Source organism: Mycobacterium sp. E3339, from assembly GCF_001666915.1.
GTDB lineage: Bacteria > Actinomycetota > Actinomycetes > Mycobacteriales > Mycobacteriaceae > Mycobacterium.
Map to the genome: position 1 here is coordinate 19968 of NZ_LZIZ01000077.1, position 18661 is coordinate 38628.

15 protein-coding genes are annotated in these 18661 nt (G+C 67.7%); 12 read left to right on the forward strand and 3 right to left on the reverse strand.

Translation table 11 applies throughout. From position 1 onward, the window contains the following. Positions 1-69 precede the first annotated feature (69 nt). Complete coding sequence (locus A5702_RS06865; RefSeq protein WP_068219353.1) at positions 70-1266, reverse strand: cysteine desulfurase-like protein; 1197 nt, start codon at positions 1264-1266, stop codon at positions 70-72. A 129-nt stretch (positions 1267-1395) separates the two neighbouring features. On the opposite strand from A5702_RS06865, the gene A5702_RS06870 reads away from it, so the two are divergent. The 5 genes from A5702_RS06870 to A5702_RS06890 are packed head-to-tail and all read left to right on the forward strand — an operon-like array spanning position 1396 to position 6487. Beyond that, positions 1396-3372 (forward strand): DUF6541 family protein, encoded by a 1977-nt coding sequence (locus tag A5702_RS06870; protein WP_068219357.1) that lies wholly within the window; start codon positions 1396-1398, stop codon positions 3370-3372. 20 nt (positions 3373-3392) lie between these two features. After that, positions 3393-3899 carry a bacterial proteasome activator family protein gene (locus A5702_RS06875; protein WP_055405601.1) on the forward strand — a complete coding sequence of 169 codons (507 nt, stop codon included), beginning with the start codon at positions 3393-3395 and terminating at the stop codon, positions 3897-3899. An 11-nt stretch (positions 3900-3910) separates the two neighbouring features. Then, the gene (locus A5702_RS06880; protein WP_055405602.1) at positions 3911-4738 is read left to right on the forward strand and encodes an ABC transporter ATP-binding protein; all 828 of its coding nucleotides are present in this window, start codon (positions 3911-3913) and stop codon (positions 4736-4738) included. Then, on the forward strand, positions 4731-5660 hold the full coding sequence (locus tag A5702_RS06885) for a glycosyltransferase (RefSeq protein ID WP_068219361.1): 930 nt from the start codon (positions 4731-4733) through the stop codon (positions 5658-5660). The genes A5702_RS06880 and A5702_RS06885 overlap by 8 nt, the downstream gene beginning before the upstream one ends. Continuing rightward, the gene (locus A5702_RS06890; RefSeq protein ID WP_067823752.1) at positions 5657-6487 is read left to right on the forward strand and encodes an ABC transporter permease; all 831 of its coding nucleotides are present in this window, start codon (positions 5657-5659) and stop codon (positions 6485-6487) included. The genes A5702_RS06885 and A5702_RS06890 overlap by 4 nt, the downstream gene beginning before the upstream one ends. A gap of 1 nt (position 6488) precedes the next feature. Here the strand turns inward: A5702_RS06890 and A5702_RS06895 are convergent, their stop codons facing one another. Then, positions 6489-6851, reverse strand: a complete 363-nt coding sequence (locus A5702_RS06895) for a DUF732 domain-containing protein (protein ID WP_055404595.1) — start codon at positions 6849-6851, stop codon at positions 6489-6491. Positions 6852-6919: 68 nt separating this feature from the next. Between A5702_RS06895 and A5702_RS06900 the strand changes: the two genes are divergently transcribed. From A5702_RS06900 to A5702_RS06910, 3 genes are read left to right on the forward strand one after another with little or no spacing between them, the layout of a single operon-like run. Continuing rightward, on the forward strand, positions 6920-7441 hold the full coding sequence (locus A5702_RS06900) for a 6-carboxytetrahydropterin synthase (RefSeq protein ID WP_055404594.1): 522 nt from the start codon (positions 6920-6922) through the stop codon (positions 7439-7441). 44 nt (positions 7442-7485) lie between these two features. Continuing rightward, entirely contained in the window at positions 7486-7701 is a 216-nt protein-coding gene (locus A5702_RS06905) for a hypothetical protein (protein WP_082459932.1), read from the forward strand. A 58-nt stretch (positions 7702-7759) separates the two neighbouring features. After that, positions 7760-8893 (forward strand): flotillin family protein, encoded by a 1134-nt coding sequence (locus A5702_RS06910; RefSeq protein ID WP_068219367.1) that lies wholly within the window; start codon positions 7760-7762, stop codon positions 8891-8893. Positions 8894-8912: 19 nt separating this feature from the next. On the opposite strand, the gene A5702_RS06915 is transcribed toward A5702_RS06910, so the two are convergent. Continuing rightward, a complete protein-coding gene (locus A5702_RS06915; protein WP_068219386.1) occupies positions 8913-14975 on the reverse strand; it encodes a PPE domain-containing protein in 6063 nt (2020 codons plus the stop codon). 469 nt (positions 14976-15444) lie between these two features. Between A5702_RS06915 and A5702_RS06920 the strand changes: the two genes are divergently transcribed. The 4 genes from A5702_RS06920 (at position 15445) to A5702_RS06935 (ending at position 18661) form a co-directional block, all read left to right on the forward strand. Then, complete coding sequence (locus A5702_RS06920) at positions 15445-15924, forward strand: GreA/GreB family elongation factor (protein WP_055404591.1); 480 nt, start codon at positions 15445-15447, stop codon at positions 15922-15924. A gap of 116 nt (positions 15925-16040) precedes the next feature. Beyond that, positions 16041-16406: a GtrA family protein gene (locus tag A5702_RS06925; protein ID WP_156349657.1), complete on the forward strand. Its 366-nt coding sequence runs from the start codon at positions 16041-16043 to the stop codon at positions 16404-16406. 89 nt (positions 16407-16495) lie between these two features. Continuing rightward, positions 16496-17896, forward strand: a complete 1401-nt coding sequence (locus A5702_RS06930; RefSeq protein ID WP_068219393.1) for an FAD-binding oxidoreductase — start codon at positions 16496-16498, stop codon at positions 17894-17896. Then, positions 17897-18661: a decaprenylphospho-beta-D-erythro-pentofuranosid-2-ulose 2-reductase gene (locus A5702_RS06935; RefSeq protein WP_055404588.1), complete on the forward strand. Its 765-nt coding sequence runs from the start codon at positions 17897-17899 to the stop codon at positions 18659-18661.

Genomic DNA, 18661 nt, shown 5'->3' on the forward strand with positions numbered 1-18661 from the left:
GTGAACTGAGGGTGACGTTCCGCGGGTTTCGCCGCCGTGACGTCACGTTCGGCGAAAGGGGAGCGGCCGTCAGCCCAAAGACGCCAGCGCGCGCACCAACTGGTCGACCTCCGCCGTCGTCGAGTAGTGCGCCAGCCCGACGGTCACCGCGCCGCCGACGTCGTTGACGCCCAGCACGTCCAGGGCGCGGGAGTTCTCGCACGTGACGGCGAGGATCCCGTTGTCGGCCAACCGCTGCACCACCCGCTCGGCGGGTACCCCGTTCAACGCGAAACTGACGACGGGTATGCGCACCTCCGGCCGTCCGATGACCATCACCAGGGGCAACGACCGCAACGACACCATCAGATAGTCGAAGATCCGGTTCATGTACAGGCCGGCCGACTGCATCGACACCGAGAGGCGTTCGCGCCTGCTGCCGCGGGCCGACTCGTCGAGCGCCGCCAGATACTCGATGCTGGCGACCACGCCGGCCAGCAGACCGAATTGGTGCGCACCGATCTCGAGGCGCGCCGCCCCGGTGTCCTTGGGGTCCGTCGATATCGAGCCGAACGAGTTGAGCAGCGCCGGGTCGCGGAACACCACCGCGCCGATCGGCGGGCCGCCCCACGCCAGCGCGTTCACCGCCACCACGTCGGCATCGGTTTCCTTCACGTCGAGCAGGCGGTAGGGCGCGGCGGCGGAATGGTCGACGACCACCAACCCGCCGACGTCGTGCACCAGCTTGGTCATCGCCCGCAGGTCGGTGACCGTGCCCAGCGCCGCGGACGCCGATGAGACGGCCACCAGCCGGGTCGACTTGCCGATCAAGCCCTCCCACTGCCAGGTCGGCAGCTCGCCGGTCTCGATGTCGATCTCGGCCCACTTCACCTTGGCGCCGTAGCGGTGCGCCGCCCGCAGCCACGGGGCGATGTTCGCTTCGTCGTCGAGGCGGCTGACGATCACCTCGTAGCCCAGCCCGGCCCGCGAGGACGACGTCTCGGCCAGCGCCGACAACAGGATCGCGCGGTCGGCGCCGAGCACCACCCCCGCCGGGTCGACGTTGAAGAGGTCGGCCACCGCGGCCCGCGCGGCCTCCAGGATCGCGGCGCTGCGCTGCGCCGACGGGTGCGCACCCACCGCGGTGGCGCTGGACCGGCGGAACGCCGTGGAGACCGTGGTCGCGACGGAATCGGGGATCAGCATCCCGGTCGGTGCGTCGAAGTGCACCCACCCGTCACCCAGCGACGGATGCAGTCCGCGCACCCGGGCGACGTCGTAAGCCATGCCAGCCACCTTAGAGCTTCCGCTTCTCCGCGAAACTGTGACGGTAGCGGGTGCCCGGAGACGCTCGAGCCGTTCCAGCGTGCCGGTGGCTTCGAAGAGGCAGGACACCCGGCCAGCCATACTAGTCGAGTGGGCCTCTGGTTCGGAACGCTGATCGCATTGTTCTTGCTGATAGCGCCCGGGGCGGTCATCGCGCGAATCAGTCAGCTGAGTTGGCCCATCGCCGTCGCGGTCGGCCCGGCGCTGACCTACGGCGCCATCGCGCTGGCGATCATCCCGTTCGGCGCCGTCGGAATCCCGTGGAACGGCTGGACCGCGCTGGCCACGCTGATCGTGGTGTGCCTGGCGATGACGGTCCTGCAGCTGCTGCTCGGCCGCTTCCGCGACACCGAGGCCGAGGCGCGCGGGATCGGCCGGTTGCCGGCGCTGACCGTGGCGGCCGGGGTGCTGCTGGGTGCGCTGTTGATCATGTGGGCGGCCTACCGCGGCCTGGCCGCCCACTGGCAGACGGTGCCGAGCACGTGGGACGCCGTCTGGCACGCCAACGAGGTGCGGTTCATCCTGGACACCGGGCAGGCGTCGTCCACCCACATGGGCGAGCTGCGCAACGTCGAGACGCATCAGACGCTGTACTACCCGTCGGTGTTCCACGCGTGGGTGGCGGTGTTCTGTCAGCTCACCGGGGCGGCGCCCACGACCGGCTACACGGTGAGCTCGGTGGCGGCCTCGGTGTGGCTGTTCCCCGCCGGCGCGGCGATGCTGACCTGGAAGCTGCTGCGGGGGCGCTGGGGGGAATGGCGCACCGCCGCGGCGGCCGCCACCACCGCCGCGCTCTCCGTTTCGTTCACCTCCCTGCCCTACGTCGAGTTCGGCGTCGCCGCGATGCCCAACCTGGCCGCCTACGGCGTCGTCGTCCCCACCTTCGTGCTGATCGCCTCGACGCTGCGGCACCGCGACCGGATCCCCTTAGCGGTGCTGGCCTTCGTCGGGCTGATGTCCGTGCACCTGACCGGCGGGTTCATCGTCGTGCTGTTCCTGGTGGCCTGGTGGTTGCTGGACGTGCTGTGGAATCCGGTGCGCGGGCGGCTCGCCGACGCAATGACGCTCGCCGGCGTGACGGTGACCACCGCGCTGATCCTGCTGCCGCAGTTCATCAGCGTCCGCCAGCAGGAAGACATCATCGCCGGGCACTCATTCCTGACCAAGCTCAGCAAGAAGCGGGGGGTGTGGGATGCCGTCTTCCAGCACTCGCGTCATCTCAACGACTTCCCGTACCAGTACGGGCTGATGACGCTGGCGATCGTCGGCGGAATCATCTTCGCCTACAAGAGGATCTGGTGGCCGCTGGCGGTGTGGCTGTTGCTCGTGGTGGTCGACGTCGACGCGGGAACACCGCTCGGCGGCCCGCTCGGCGCGGTGGCCGGCGCGTTCGGGGAGTTTTTCTACAAGGACCCGCGCCGCATTTCGGCCGCCATCACGCTGCTGCTCGAGCCGATGGCCGGTGTCGCATTGTTCTTGATCGTCATGGTGGTGATGGCCGGCGCCCGACGAGTCGCCGGCCGATTCAAACCCTTGCCGGCGCCGGCCTGGACCGCGGCCACCGCGGTCCTGCTGGTGGCCACGACCGTGTTCACCGCCCGCCACTACTTCTATCGGCACCTGGTCCTGTTCGGCGACAAGTACGACTCGGTGATGATCGACCAGCGCGACCTGATGGCCATGGCCTATCTGTCCAAGCTGCCCGGGGCGCACACCACCGTGATCGGCAACGCCAACACCGACGGCACGGCGTGGATGTACGCCGTCGCCGACCTGCACCCGCTTTGGACCCACTACGACTACCCGCAGCAAATGGGCCCCGGCCCCAACCGCTACATCTTCTGGGCCGGCGCCCGCAAGGGTGAGTCCGATCCCCGGGTGGTCGAGGCGATCAAAGCGCTCAATATCCGGTACATCTACACGAGCATGCCGACGGTCCGGGGCTTCGCCGTACCCGACGGACTAGTGTCACTGGATAAATCGAAGTCGTGGGCGCTGATCTACGACAACGGTGGAGCCCGAATCTACGAATGGCGCGGAAACGACGGCGCGGCGCCGCACTCTTAGTGCGCAAAGGATGGTGATGGATGAGTACCGGCAACGACGACGATGGCATTGAGATCATCGGCGGCGTCGACCCGCGGATCATGGCGGTGGCGGAGGATGACTCCGACGAGCGCTCACTGACCGATCTGGTCGAGCAGCCGGCCAAGGTGATGCGCATCGGAACGATGATCAAGCAACTGCTCGAGGAGGTCCGCGCCGCACCCCTCGACGAGGCCAGCCGCAACCGGCTGCGCGAGATCCACGCGACCAGCATCCGCGAACTGGAAGAGGGCCTGGCGCCGGAACTTCGCGAAGAGCTCGACCGCCTCACCCTGCCGTTCAACGAGGACGCGGCGCCGTCCGACGCCGAATTGCGCATCGCCCAGGCGCAGCTGGTCGGCTGGCTGGAGGGCCTGTTCCATGGCATCCAGACGGCGCTGTTCGCGCAGCAGATGGCCGCCCGCGCGCAGCTGGAGAAGATGCGTCAGGGCGCGCTGCCCCCGGGCATCGGCAAGCCCGGCGGATCCGGGCACGGTCAGTACCTGTAAAGCGAAGCACGGTGGCGGGTCCTCACATCGAGACGCACAACGCGTGGGTGGAATTTCCCATTTTCGACGCGAAGTCGCGCTCGCTGAAGAAAGCCTTCCTGGGCAAGGCGGGCGGCACCATCGGCCGCAACGCGTCCAACGTGGTCGTCGTCGAGGCGCTGCGCGACATCACCATGTCGCTCGAGCTGGGTGACCGGGTCGGGCTGGTCGGCCACAACGGCGCGGGGAAATCGACTCTGCTGCGCCTACTTTCGGGGATCTACGAGCCCACCCGCGGCTGGGCGCAGGTCACCGGCCGGGTCGCACCGGTCTTCGACCTCGGAGTCGGCATGGACCCCGAGATCTCTGGCTACGAGAACATCATCATCCGCGGGCTGTTCCTGGGGCAGACCCGCAAGCAGATGCTGGCCAAGGTCGACGAGATCGCCGAGTTCACCGAGTTGGGCGACTACCTGTCGATGCCGCTGCGCACGTACTCGACCGGCATGCGGGTGCGGCTCGCCATGGGCGTGGTCACCAGCATCGACCCCGAGATCCTGCTGCTCGACGAGGGCATCGGCGCGGTGGACGCCGACTTCTTGAAGAAGGCCCAGTCCCGGTTGCAGGGCTTGGTCGAGCGGTCCGGAATCCTGGTATTCGCCAGCCATTCCAACGAATTCCTCGCCCGCCTCTGTAAGACGGCGATGTGGATCGACCACGGCGTGATCCGCCAGTCCGGCGGCATCGAAGACGTGGTGCGCGCCTACGAGGGTGAGGACGCGGCCCGGCACGTACGCGAGGTGCTGGCCGAGACGGCCGCAGAAAAGCCGCTGGCGCAAAGAGCATCCGGGGATGAGTGAGTCCGTCGTCGCCGTCGTCGTCACCCACCGGCGCCCCGACGAGCTGGCCAAGTCGCTGGGCACCCTGAGCAGCCAGACCAGGTTGCCCGATCACCTGATCATCGTCGATAACGACGGGTGCGGCGACGGCCGGGTCCGCGACCTGGTCGCCGGCCAGCCGATCCCGACCAGCTACCTGGCCTCCCGCCGAAACCTCGGCGGCGCAGGCGGTTTCGCGCTGGGCATGTTGCACGCGTTGGCGCAGGGGGCCGACTGGGTGTGGCTGGCCGACGACGACGGGCGGCCGCAGGACTCGCACGTGCTGGCCACCCTGCTGGCGTGCGCGCAGAAGCACGGCCTGGCCGAGGTGTCACCGATGGTGTGCAACCTCGACGACCCCGAGCGGCTCGCGTTCCCGCTGCGCCGCGGGCTGGTATGGCGCAGGCGCGCAAGCGAATTGCGCACCGAGCCCGGGCAGGACCTGCTGCCCGGCATCGCGTCGCTGTTCAACGGCGCGTTGTTCCGGGCGTCCACGCTCGAAGCGATCGGCGTCCCCGACCTGCGGCTGTTCATCCGCGGCGACGAGGTCGAGATGCATCGGCGACTGGTGCGGTCGGGCCTACCGTTCGGCACCTGCCTGGACGCGATCTACTTGCACCCCTGCGGGTCCGCGGAATTCCGGCCGATCCTGGGCGGCCGCATGCACACCCAGTACCCCGACGACCCGACCAAGCGGTTCTACACCTATCGCAACCGCGGCTACCTGTTGTCCCAGCCGGGGCTGCGCAAGCTGCAGGTGCAGGAGTGGGTGCGGTTCGGCTGGTACTTTCTGCTGACCCGCCGCGACCCCAGGGGCCTGGCGGAGTGGATTCGGTTGCGCCGCTTGGGCCGTCGGGAGCAGTTCGGCGGGTCGCCACCATCGAGTCCGGGAGGCACGCAATGACGTTTCTGGACGCCGCTGCCCAGTCGCGGACCTTCACCCGCGCCCGGGGCGATCTGGTCGCGGGCTTCCGCCGGCACGAGTTGTGGCTGCACCTGGGCTGGCAGGACATCAAGCAGCGCTACCGCCGCTCGGTGCTGGGGCCGTTCTGGATCACCATCGCGACCGGCACCACCGCCGTCGCGATGGGCGGCTTGTACTCCAAGCTCTTTCACCTCGAGCTGTCCGTGCACCTGCCCTACGTGACGCTCGGCCTGATCATCTGGAACCTCATCAACGCGGCCATTCTGGAGGGCGCCGACGTCTTCGTCGCCAACGAGGGTCTGATCAAGCAACTCCCCACCCCGCTGTCGGTGCACGTGTACCGCCTGGTGTGGCGGCAGATGATCTTGTTCGCGCACAACATCGTCATCTACGTCGTCATCGCGATGATCTATCCGAAGCCGTGGTCGTGGGCGGACCTGTCGGTGATCCCGGCGCTGGCGTTGATCGTGCTGAATTGCATTTGGGTGTCACTGTGTTTCGGCATCCTGGCCACCCGCTACCGCGACATCGGGCCGCTGCTGTTCTCGGTGGTGCAGCTGTTGTTCTTCATGACGCCGATCATCTGGAACGACGACACGCTGCGGCAGCAGGGCGCGGGCCGGTGGTCGAAGATCGTCGAGCTCAACCCGCTGCTGCACTATCTCGACATCGTGCGCGCGCCGCTGCTCGGCGCCCATCAGGAGTTGCGGCACTGGGCCGTGGTGGCGGTGCTCACCGTGGTCGGCTGGTTGTTGGCGGCGGTCGCGATGCGGCAATACCGGGCCCGGGTGCCGTACTGGGTCTAGCTCACATGAGCGGCGGGCCGGGATCGAGCCAGGCGAGCGAATCATCGATCTGCCCTTTGTATTGCGGGCAGTAGGCGGACACCGAAAGGCCGACGAAGAACCCGGCCTGTCGCGCCGTCAGACTGGTGTCTTTCATCACCTTCATCGCGAGCAGGCTCGACCGCTGGTTGTTGTCCAGCCCGGCGCACACCGAGCGGGCCATCGAGATCGCGGTGCCCGGGTCGTTGATGACGATCCCGTTGTCGGCGAGGGCCCCGAGGAAGGCATCGTCGGGTGGATCCGCCGCGGCCGGGGCGGCAGAAAGCAGCGCGGCGCACAGCGGGGCCGCCACGACTGTCGACCACTTCACCGGACCGACGTTCATGTCATCAACGATAGGCCTCCAAGGATCCTTTGAGGATCCCGCAAGGAGCGCGACAGAGGCTGCGGTCCATGGGCAACACCATCTACCTCGACGGCGCCCGCGTGGCCACGATGCACCGCGCCGACGCCCCGCTGGGCCGCACGGCCCGGTTCCACCTGCGCAAGTTGTTCGACAACTTGCCCTGCTGCCACCGCTCGTGGGCCAACCAAGGCAAACGCTTCTTCCTGCACGGCTTCGAGCGGGCCTTTGACATCGAATTCGCCTGCGCCGAAACCGAACCCGAAACCGAGGCGGTGATCGACGAGGGCACCCTCGACGAGGTCAAGACGGCGCTGCGCGACCAGTTCGACCACACCACGCTGATCGCCGTCGACGACCCCCAGCGCGACCTGTTCGAGTTGCTGGCCGACCGGGGCGTCATCGACCTGCGGATCATGGACGACACCGGGATGGCCGGCACGGCCGCCTGGACCTTCGAGACGGTCGAACGCATCGTCGAGCGGGCGACCGGCGGCCGCGTCTGGGTATCGCGGATCAAGGCGCGCGAGAGCCGCAACAACGTCGTCACCCTGACGGCGGGACCCGTTTAGAACGAAACACGACGCTCGCAATGCCGATGCGGGAGTATGCGTTCGTGAGCGACGCCTCGGCAATCGGCTGCGTTGGGACGTTGACCGTGGCAACCCGTGGCGACCGCGGCGCCGGGGAGGTACTGGTCACCGTGCGCGGCGCCAAGGAGGCCTTCCTGGCGTGGTCCGACGAGCCGCTGCCGAAGGGCGCCGAGGTGCTGGTGGTGGAGGTCAGGGAAGCCCGGACGGTGGTCGTCGAACCCTGGCACGGCCTCGCCTGATCTGAATTGACCGCCCGGATCGTCCGGGATACAACAGCGAAACCCAAAAGGAGTCCCCATGCTCGGTTACAAGGTGCCCTCCCCCGACGAGGCGATGCTGATCTCGGGCGGCCGAAGCAAGAGCAACGCCCCATTTCGCGTCGTGACCGGCCACGGCGCCTTCATCATGCCGTTCTTCCGCAAGGCCCGCTTCCTCACGCTGGCGATGTGTGAGGCCGAGGTGGCCGAGAAATGCGTGACCCAGCAGGGCATCACGCTCAACGTCCGGGCGGTGATCGCGTTCAAGGTTGGCAACGACACCGAAAGCATCATCAGCGCCGCCCAGCGATTCCTGTCCGAACAGGATCAGATGTCCGTGCTGACGGGCCGCATCTTCGCCGGCCACCTGCGGTCGATCATCGGCTCGATGACCGTCGAGCAGATCATCCGGGAACGCCAGAAACTGGCGACCGAGGTGCTCGACGGCTCCAAGGAGGAGATGGCCCGCATCGGGCTCACCGTCGACGCGCTGCAGATCCAATCCATCGACGACGACGGGCTCGGCTACATCAACGCGATGTCGGCGCCGCACAACGCGGCCATCCAGCAGCAGGCCCAGATCGCCCAGGCCCAGGCGAATCAGGCGGCCGCCGAAGCCGAGCAGGAATCGCAGCGCAAGCAGGCGGAATTCGCCCGCGAGACCGCAATCGTCAAGGCGCAGTACAAGGCCGAGGTCGACAAGGCCCAGGCCGAGGCCGCGCAGGCGGGGCCGCTCGCCGAAGCCGAGGCCCAGCGCGAGGTGCTGCAGATGCGCACCGAGCTGGCCCAGCGCGCCGCCGAACTGCGCCAGCAGGAACTGGTTGCCGAGGTGGTCAAGCCCGCCGAGGCCGAAGCCGAACGCGTGCGGATCCTGGCCGTCGCCGACGCGGAGAAGATGAAGATCCAGGCCGAGGCCGCGGCGTCGCACAACCGGGTCGCGCTGGACAAGGCGCTGATCGATCAGCTGCCCGAGATCGTGGAGAAGGCGGCCCGGGGGCTCGCCAACGCGAACGTGACGGTGCTCAACGGCGCCGAGGGACTCACCGAGGTGGCCAGCGGGCTGGTGGCGCAGGGCCGGGCCATTTTCGACGCCCTGCGCGGCACCGTCGACTACTACGACGACGAAGCCGCCGCGCCGCCGCTCACCACGAACTCCGAATCAAGTAATTCGTGAATTCGCCTGTGCTGCAACACTAATCGCCACTGTAGGCGAGGTCGTCGGACAACACGTTGGACAGGTCGCCGAGATCCATGTCCAGCATCCCATTGTCCCGTTGAGACTGGATTCCCGAGAGACCCGACAGGCCCGAGGTCCCCGACAGGCCAGGTGAGGCCGCGCCGGCGACTGCCTCCGGCACCGGGCTCGGCGGGCCCGCCGGGCTGATGATCACCTGGCCGACGACGCCGTGGGTGGTGAAAGAGCCGCCCTGACCGATGGTGACCATTTCGTGGGGCCCGATAATCAGCGCGCCGCCCTGGTTTAGCGGCACGGTGGCCCCGGTGTGGACGATCAAATAGGAGCCGTCGTCGACCGTCAACGTCCCGCCGGTGACACTCATGACACCGGTGGGGTCGATGGTGACCACACCACCGGAGTTGATGGAGAATGCACCGGCGTCGTTGACCACGCCGCCGGGGCTGACGGTGAGCGTGCCGTTGTCGATCAACGCGCCGCCGTGGTCGATCGTCAGCGCCGCGCCCTCGGTGAAGGTGCCGCCGGAGTTGACGTTGATTGTGCCGCCGCTGCTGACTTCCATCGTGCCGCCGAAGTTACCCAGTGAGCCGCCGTGCTCGACGGTCAGCGTGCCGCCCGCATCGACCGTCGTGGTGCCGAAGTTACCGAGGAAGCTGCCGTCATCGACGGTGAGAGTGCCGCTGTCGGTCAGGGTTCCGCCCGAGAAGACTCCCAAGCTGCCGCCGTCGTTGACAGTGAGTGTGCCGTTGTCGACCAGGCTGCCGCCCGAGTAGACGGTCATGCTGCCGGAGTCGGTAAGGGTGCCGCCGCTGCTGACGGTGAGGGTGCCGTAGTCGTTCAGGGTGCTGCCGGGGCTCACGGTCAGTGTGCCCGCGTCGCTCAGGTTGCCCGTTTGAGTGATGGTCAGGGTGCCGTTGTCGGTCAGGGTGCCGCCCGAGTCGACCGTCAAGGGTCCGTAGTCGAACAGCGTGCCGCCCTGATCGACGGTCAGTGTGCCGCCGTTAGTGACCGTCATCGGATCGATGGTGTAGAGGTGCCCGCCGTTGTCGACGGTCAGCGTGCCGGAATCGGCAAGGGCCCCGTAGTTGGAGAAGACGCCACCGTTGTCGACGGTGACCGTGCCGCCGCTGTCGATGGTCATCGTCCCGCCGTTGACGACCTGGAACGTCCCGGCGTCGGTGAGCGTGCCGCCCGAGTTGACGGTCAAAGCGCCGTAGTCGACTACGTTGCCGCCGCTGTTGACCGTCAGCGTGCCGCCGTGACCGACCGTGACCGTCCCGCTGTCGGTCACGGTGCCGCCGACGGTGAGGCTGCCCGTGTCGGTGCCACCCGTACTCACGGTGAGGCCACCGCCGTTGCTCACGGTGAGGCTGCCGCCGCTGTCGACCGTGAGCGCGCCGCCTTGGGTGACCTGAACGGTGTTGCCGGACGGGACAGTCAACGCGCCGCTATTGGTGATCTCGAACGTCCCGCTGTCGGTAACGGTGTTGGTGCCCAAATTCAGGGTCATGCCCTCAGTGAACGTGCCGCCGTGCTCGACCGTGATCGCGTTGCCAGTGAACTGGAATATCTGGGTGCCGTTATTGAGCGTGAAAGCGCCCGAGTCGTTAATGGTGTTGCCGCTCACCTGAAGTAGCACCGAGCCGTTATTGAACGTCATAGCGCCCGAGTCGTTGATGGTTACGCCGATAGCCGAGAAATTGCCGCCGCTGTTGAAGACGATGGAGGCCGTGGTGTTGACGGTCAGGGGGTGGCCGGCGCTGACGAAGAGCTGGGCGCCGCTGTTGACGGTGATGGTGCCGCTATCGGTGATTGCGCCGCCGGGTTGGGCGCCCAGGACGCCGCCGAAGGTGCCATGGCCGCCGACGACGACCGTGCCGCCGTGGTTGACGGTCAGACTGCCGCCGCTGAACATTTCGAACTGGGTGCCGTCGTTGATGTCGACGAGGCCGCCGGAGTTGACGGTGAAACTGCCGTTGACATTGACGCTGCTGCTACTCAGGTTGGAGCCGGCGGTGAAGGTGCCGCTGTCGGTGACTGCACCGCCAGAATTGACGGTGAGGATGTTGCCGCCGTTCAGCGTCATGGTGCCGCCGCTGTTGACGTTGAGCGCGCCCCCGGAATTCACGGTGACGGTGGTGTTGGTGCCGCTCACGGTGAAGCTGCCGGTGTCGCCGGTGACGGTGGCATTGCTGACGTTGAGCGTGCCGCCGCCGTTGACGGTCAGGGTGCCGCTGGTATCGGTCAGGCTGCCGCCGCCGGTCACGGTCAGGCTGCCGGTGTCCCCGGCGGTCGTAGTGCTGACACTGAGCGTGCCGCCGTGGTTGACCGCAAGCGCCCCGCCGTCTGAAAGCGTGCCGCCACCGGTCACGGTCAGGCTGCCGGTGTCGGTGCCGACCCCCGTGCTCACGGTGAGGGTGCCGCCCTGGCCGACCGTGACTGTCCCGGCGTCGGACAACGTGCCACCACTGGTCACCGTCAGGCCACCCGTGTCGGCACCACCCTGGCTGATCGTCAGCGTGCCGCCGCTATTGACCGTGATGGTCCCGCTGTCGGACAGCGTGCCGCCGCCGCTCACCGTCAGACTGCCGGTGTCGGTACCACCCTGGCTGATCGTCAGCGTGGCGCCATGCTGGACCGTCAACGCGCCGGAGTCGGTCACCGTGCCGCCAGAGGTCACAGTCATGGCACTGTTGTCGCTGAACGCACCGCCGGACTGAATGGTCAACGAGCCGCCGTCGGTGACGTTGAAGCTGCTGTTGGCGAAGCCCACATAGCCGCCATTGTCGACAACCACCGAGCCGGAGTCGGTGATGGTGCCCGGGTTGCTGAGCAGGTAGCCGCCGTTCTCGACCGTGAAGGTGCCGCCATTGTCGATGGTCAGGGTGCCGGTGCCACTGCCCACCGAGAATGAGCCGGCGTCGTTGACAACCCCGCCGCTGGCCACGTCCAGCGTGCCGCCGGAGAGGGTAAGGGCACCACCATTCAGGTTGAGGGTGCCGGCGTCGGTGAAGGTGCCACCGGAATAGACGAAAACGCTGCCGCCGGTGTTATCGGTGATAGTGCCGCCGGTGTTGATGGCGACCGTGCCGAAGTCTTTCAGGAAGCCGCCAACGGTCAGGCTGCCCGTGTCGGTGCCACCCGTGCTCACGGTCAGCGTGCCGCCGTTGTTGACCGTGACCGTCCCCGCGTCGGACAACGAGCCCCCACTGGTGATCGTCAGGCTGCCGGTGTCCCCGGTAGTCGCGGTGCTGACGTTGAGGGTGCCGCCGGAATTGACGGTGAGAGTGCCCCCGTCGGACAGGCTGCCGCCGCCGGTCACCGTGAGGGTGCCGCTGTTGGCAGTGGTGGTGCCCACGGACAGCGTGCCGCCGGAGTTGACGGTGGTCGCCCCGCCGTCAGACAGGGTGCCGCCTCCGGTCACCGTCAGGCTGCCGGTATTGGTGCCACCCGTGCCGACGGTGAGAGTGCCGCCGTGGCCGACCGTGACCGTCCCGGCGTCGGACGCAGTGCCGCCGACCGTGAAGCTGCCGCTGTTGGTGCTGGCCGTGCCCACCGTGACCGCACCACCGTGGCTGACGGTGAGACTGCCGCCACTGTCGACAGTGAGCGCGCCGCCTTGGGTGACCGCGAGGGTGTTGCCGGACGGGATGGTGAGGGCACCGCCATTGCTGATTTCGACGGTCCCGCCGCTGGCACTGATGGTGGTGTTGGCCGGGAGGTTGAGGGTGATGCCGTTGGTGAACGTGCCGCCGCTATTGACCGTGATGGTGTTGGTGCCCAGGAGCTGCACGGAGGTACCGCTGTTGAGCGTGATCGCGCCGGAGTCGTTGACGGTGCTGGTGCTGAGGCCGAACTGGCCGCCGTTAAAGGTGAGGACGCCGGTGCTGTTGACGGTCACGGTGCCGCCGCCGGCGGCGAACTGTCCGCCGTTGACGGTGACGGTGCCGCTGTCGACCAGGCTGCCGCCGTTGAAGATGAGATTGCCGCCGGCGGCAGTGACCTGGCCGCCCTGGTTGACGGCGAGGGTGCCGCCGGTCCAGATATCGGCGTCGCAGCTGGAACTGAGGGTGAGGCTGCCGCCCTGGGTGACGGTGAGATTGCCGTAGACCTCCAGGCCACCCGCGGTGCCGGGCGCGCCGGTGGTGATAGCGCCGCCGTCGAAGGCCTGGCCGCCGGAGTCCACGGTGAGGGCGCCGAAGTTGAGGGCAACAGTGCCGCCGCTGTTGACGTTCAGGGTGCCGCCGCTGGTGACGGTGATGTCGCCCTCGCTGAATCCCACACCGCCGGTGAGCGTGCCGCCGCTGTTGACGTTGACCGTCCCGCTGTCGGTCAGGGTGGTGCCGCTCAGAGTGACGCTGCCGGTGTCACCGGTAACGGTGGCATTGCTGACGTTGAGCGTGCCGCCGCTGTTGACCGTGAAACTGCCGCCGGTGTCGGTCAGGTTGCCGCCGCCGGTCACCGTGAGGCTGCCGGTGTCCCCGGTGGTCGCTGTGCTGACGTTGAGGGCGCCGCCGCTGTTGACCGTGAGCGTCCCGCCGTCGGACACAGTGCCGCCGCCGGTAATGGTGAGGGTGCCGCTGTTGGCTGTGGTGGTGCCCACGGTCAGGACACCGCCGGAGTTGACGGTGACCGTGCCGCCGTTGACGGTAAGCGTGCCGCCGCCGGTCACCGAGAGGAAGCCGGTGTCGGCGCCGCCCGTACTCACCGTGAGCGCGCCGCCGGAGCTGACGGTCAGAGAGCCACTGTCGGTCAGGATGCCGCCGGAGCTGACGGTCAGAGTGCCGCTGTCGGTGACCACGCCGCCGGAGCTGATGGCCAGGGTGCCGGTGTCGGTGTAGCTGGCGTTCGCATCGATGATGAGCTGCCCGCCACTGGCGACGGTGAGCGTCTGGCCGGGCAGGGTGACGGCAGGATTGCCCGCGGTGACTTCGACGACTTGGCCGTTCAGGATCGTGCCCTGAAGGTCGATCGGATCGACGCCGTTGATGATGACGTGGGTGATCGACAGCGGCGGCTGGGACGCGGCCGGCGCCACCGACTGCGTGGACGCCGCCGGGGCGGCCGATTGCGGCGAGGTGGCGGCGGGCGTGACCGACTGTGACGTCGCCGCGGGGGCAACCGATTGCGTGGAGGCGGTGGGCGTGACCGATTGTGACGTCGCCGCGGGCGCAGCCGACTGCGGCGTGGTCGCCATCGGGGTAACCGACTGCGTGGTCGACGTCGACGTGACGGACTGCGGCGTGGTCGCCATCGGCGTAACCGACTGCGTGGTCGTCGTCGGCGTGACGGACTGCTGCGAAACCGTCGGGGTGAGTTGTTGGGTCGCGATGGGCATGCCCAGCTGCTGGCTCTCCGCGGCCGAGCTCAGCTGCTGGGTCGCCGCGGTCGAGGTCAGTTGTTGCGTGTCCGTCGTCGGGGTCAGCTGCTGGGTCGCGATCGAGGTCAGCTGCTGTTGAATCACCGACTGCGTCTGGGATCCCGCGGTGTTCGCAGCGCTTTGGGCTACCGCGCCGCCCTGGGCGTTCTGGCCCGCCGGGTTGGTCGTCTGCGGCGGCTCGCTATACGACTGCAAGGCACTGGCGGCCGCCGAATCGACGGCATACCCGTACATCGCGACCGCATCCTGTACCCACATCGCCATGTACTCGGCCTCGGTCGCCGCGATCGCAGGCGTGTTCTGCCCGAAGAAGTTCGTTGCGATCAACGCCATCAGTTGCGCCCGGTTCTCGGCGATCAGCGGCGGCGGCACCGTCATCAGATATGCCGCCTCATACGCGGCAGCCGCCGCAAACGCCTGCGTGGCCGTGACCCCGGCCTGGGCGGCAGCGGCGGCCAACCATGCCACATAGGGTGCGGCCGCCACATTCATCGCCATCGACGACGGCCCAAACCAGAGCCCGGTCAAGCCCGTCAGTTCGGAGGAATAGCCCGCGGCCGCCGACTCCAGCTCTGCGGCTACCGCATCCCAGGCTGCCGCCGCGGCCAGCAGCGGGCCCGATCCGGGACCGGTGTACATCAGCCCGGAGTTGACCTCGGGGGGCAGCGACCCAAAGTCCATGGCCTGCTCTCTTCGAACAGTTCAGTGGGCCCCCGTAGCGAACGAAATCCTATCGCTGATTGGACGAAGTTCATAGAAAACTCACCAAAAGATTCCTTCGGTACGGAAACTGGAAACCTATTGACTTGCACGACAATTCGAAGCACGGCCAGGCATCGGACCCGAACGCGGCGGCTTTACTGAAATGCTCTGTGCCGCAAGGTCAATCGGCCGTGAGGGCCACGCGGCGCTGTCGGATTCCCGGGGTTCCCGCCGGACCCGGGCAAGCCAGCGCGCCCGGTGGACCGCCGTCGACGAAATCTCCACGACGCACAGCGACGGACGCCCGGGTGTGTGAGCCGGCGAAACGGCGCCCCCGGACCCTGCCCGGTCGGCCTCGGGGGTTTCTCAGGAAAGCGTGTACGCGGATATGCGGCGTATGAATGAATAATTGGCGAACCAACTGGCCGCAGGCGAAAGGTCGACGGAAGTGGCTAAGAAAGCCCAATCAGTGGCGGACGCGGCGAAAGAGAGCCTGGCCGCGGAGCTCGACCGGCTGCGGCAGCGGCGCGACCGCCTCGAGGTAGAGGTCCGCAACGACCGTGGCATGGTGGGCGATCACGGCGACGCCGCCGAGGCGATCCAGCGCGCCGAGGAGCTGGTGGGGCTCAGCGACCGGATCAACGAGCTGGACCGCCGGCTGCGCACCGGACCGTCCGACCCCGACGCCTCGGAGACGCTGCCCGGTGGCACCGAGGTGACCCTGCGCTTCTCCGACGGCGAAGTGGTCACCATGCACGTGATCTCGATCGTGGAAGAGACGCCCGTGGGTCGGGAAGGCGAGACGCTGACCGCGCGCAGCCCCCTGGCCCAGGCGTTGGCCGGACACAAGGCGGGCGACACGGTGACCTACTCCACGCCGCAGGGCGAGGATCAGGTCGAGCTGATAGCGGTCAAGCTGCCCCGCTAAAGCGTCCCGTAGCGTCCCCGGCGCAGCCCGCCGGCCCGGATAGACTCCCCCCGATGGTTGCCCCGCCGCCCGATGCCGCACCGCCCAGCCCGCAGTTGAGCCTGACGACTCAGGTGATGCGTTTCGTCGTCACCGGCGGCCTGGCCGGGATCGTCGACTTCGGCCTGTACCTGGCGCTGTACAAAGCGGTGGGCGTCCAGGTCGACCTGGCCAAGGCGACCAGCTTCGTCGTCGGCACCATCACCGCCTACCTGATCAACCGCCGGTGGACGTTCCAGGCGGCGCCCAGCACCGCGCGTTTCGTCGCGGTGATGATCCTCTACGGCATCACCTTCGCCGTGCAGGTCGGGCTGAACCACCTGTGCCTTGCGCTAATGCACTATCGCGGGTGGGCGATACCCGTCGCGTTCGTGATCGCGCAGGGCACCGCGACGGTGATCAACTTCGTCGTGCAGCGAGCCGTTATCTTCCGCATCCGCTGAGCCACCTGCGCACGGCGGTCTTGCCCGCCTCCTCCTCGGGACGCAAGCGTCCCGCATCGTCGCGCGGGCAGGCGGTAGCCTCTTTGACGATGTTGAGCACCGACCTTGGAACCACCCCCACCCGGCTGACCGGCTTCGGCCGCACCGCGCCGTCGGTGGCCGAGGTGCTCTCGACCCGCGATCCGGAGGTGATCGCCAAGGCCGTCGCGCGGGTGGCCGAGTCCGGCGGCCCGAACGGGCGGGGCGTCATCGCCCGCGGGCTGGGCCGGTCCTACGGGGACAACGCCCAGAACGGGGGCGGCCTGGTGATCGACATGACCGGGCTCAATCGCATCCACTCGATCAGCGCCGACACCCGGCTGGTCGATGTCGACGCAGGGGTGAGCCTGGACCAGCTGATGAAGGCGGCGCTGCCCTTCGGGCTGTGGGTTCCGGTGCTGCCGGGCACCCGTCAGGTCACCGTCGGCGGCGCGATCGCCTGCGACATCCACGGCAAGAACCATCACAGCGCGGGCAGCTTCGGCAACCACGTCCGCTCGATGGACCTGCTGATGGCCGACGGCACCATCCGCACCATCACCCCCGACGGCCCGGACGCCTCGGACGCCGAGCTGTTCTGGGTCACGGTCGGCGGCAACGGCCTGACCGGGATCGTGCTGCGCGCGACCATCGAGATGACACCCACGGAGACGGCCTATTTCATCGCCGACGGCGTCGCCACCAAGGACCTCGACGAGACGGTCGCGGTCCACCTCGACGGCAGCGAGGCCAACTACACCTACTCGAGCGCCTGGTTCGACCTGATCAGTCCGCCGCCCAAGCTAGGCCGGGCCGCGGTCAGCCGGGGCAGCCTGGCGAAGCTGGACCAATTGCCGGCGAAGCTGGCCAAGAATCCGCTGAAATTCGATGCGCCGCAACTGTTGACGGTGCCGAACGTGTTTCCGGTCAGCGCGATGAACAAGCTGTCGTTCATGGCCATCGGCGAGGTGTACTACCGGCTGGGCGGCACCTATTCCGGCAAGGTCATGAACCTGTCGCAGTTCTACCACATGCTCGACCTGGTCAGCGGATGGAATAATGCCTACGGCCCAATGGGTTTCGCCCAGCACCAGTTCCTAGTTCCGCCGGACGCGATGGACGAATTCAAGGCCATCATCCGCTGGATCCAGACCAGCGGCCACTACTCGGCGTTGAACGTTTTCAAACTGTTCGGCCCGGGCAACCGCGCGCCCCTGAGCTTTCCGATGGCCGGGTGGAACGTGGCGATGGACTTCCCCAACAAGCCGGGGATCAACGAGTTCCTCAACGAACTCGACCGGCGCGTGCTGCAATTCGGTGGCCGGGTCTACACGGCCAAGGATTCTCGTGCCAGCGCCGAAACCTTTCACGCCATGTACCCGCGCATCGACGAGTGGATCGCGGTGCGCCGCAAGGTGGATCCCTCGGGGGTGTTCGCCTCGGACATGGCCCGACGTTTGGAGCTGTTGTAAATGGTGCTCGACGCTGTGGGTAACCCGCAGACCATCCTGCTGCTCGGCGGTACCTCGGAGATCGGGCTGGCCATCTGCGAGCGTTACCTGCAGAACGCGCACGCCCGGATCGTGCTGGCCGCCATGCCCGATGACCCGGGCCGCGACGCCGCAGTCGCCCAGATGAAGGCCGCGGGCGCGCGGTCGGTGGAGCTGATCGACTTCGAAGCCACCGACCCCGACAGCCACCCGAAGATGATCGAGGAGGCGTTCGCCCACGGCGACGTCGACGTGGCCATCGTCGCCTTCGGGATTCTCGGGGACGCCGAAGAGCTGTGGCAAGACCAGCGGAAAGCCGTGCTCGCCGCCGAAATCAATTACACCGCAGCGGTTTCGGTGGGAGTGCTGCTCGGCGAGAAGATGCGGGCCCAGGGCTTCGGCCAGATCATCGCGATGAGCTCGGCCGCGGGGGAACGGGTGCGGCGGTCCAACTTCGTCTACGGCTCCACCAAGGCGGGACTGGACGGCTTTTACCTCGGACTCGGAGAAGCCCTGCGCGAGTACGGGGTTCGCGTCCTGGTGATCCGCCCCGGCCAGGTCCGCACCCGGATGAGCGCGCACGTCAAGGAAGCGCCGCTGACCGTCGACAAGGAGTACGTCGCCAACCTCGCGGTCACCTCGGCCGCAAAGGGTAAGGAATTGGTTTGGGCGCCAGGAGCATTCCGGTACGTGATGATGGTGTTGCGACACATCCCGCGGCCCATCTTCCGCAAGCTGCCCATCTGA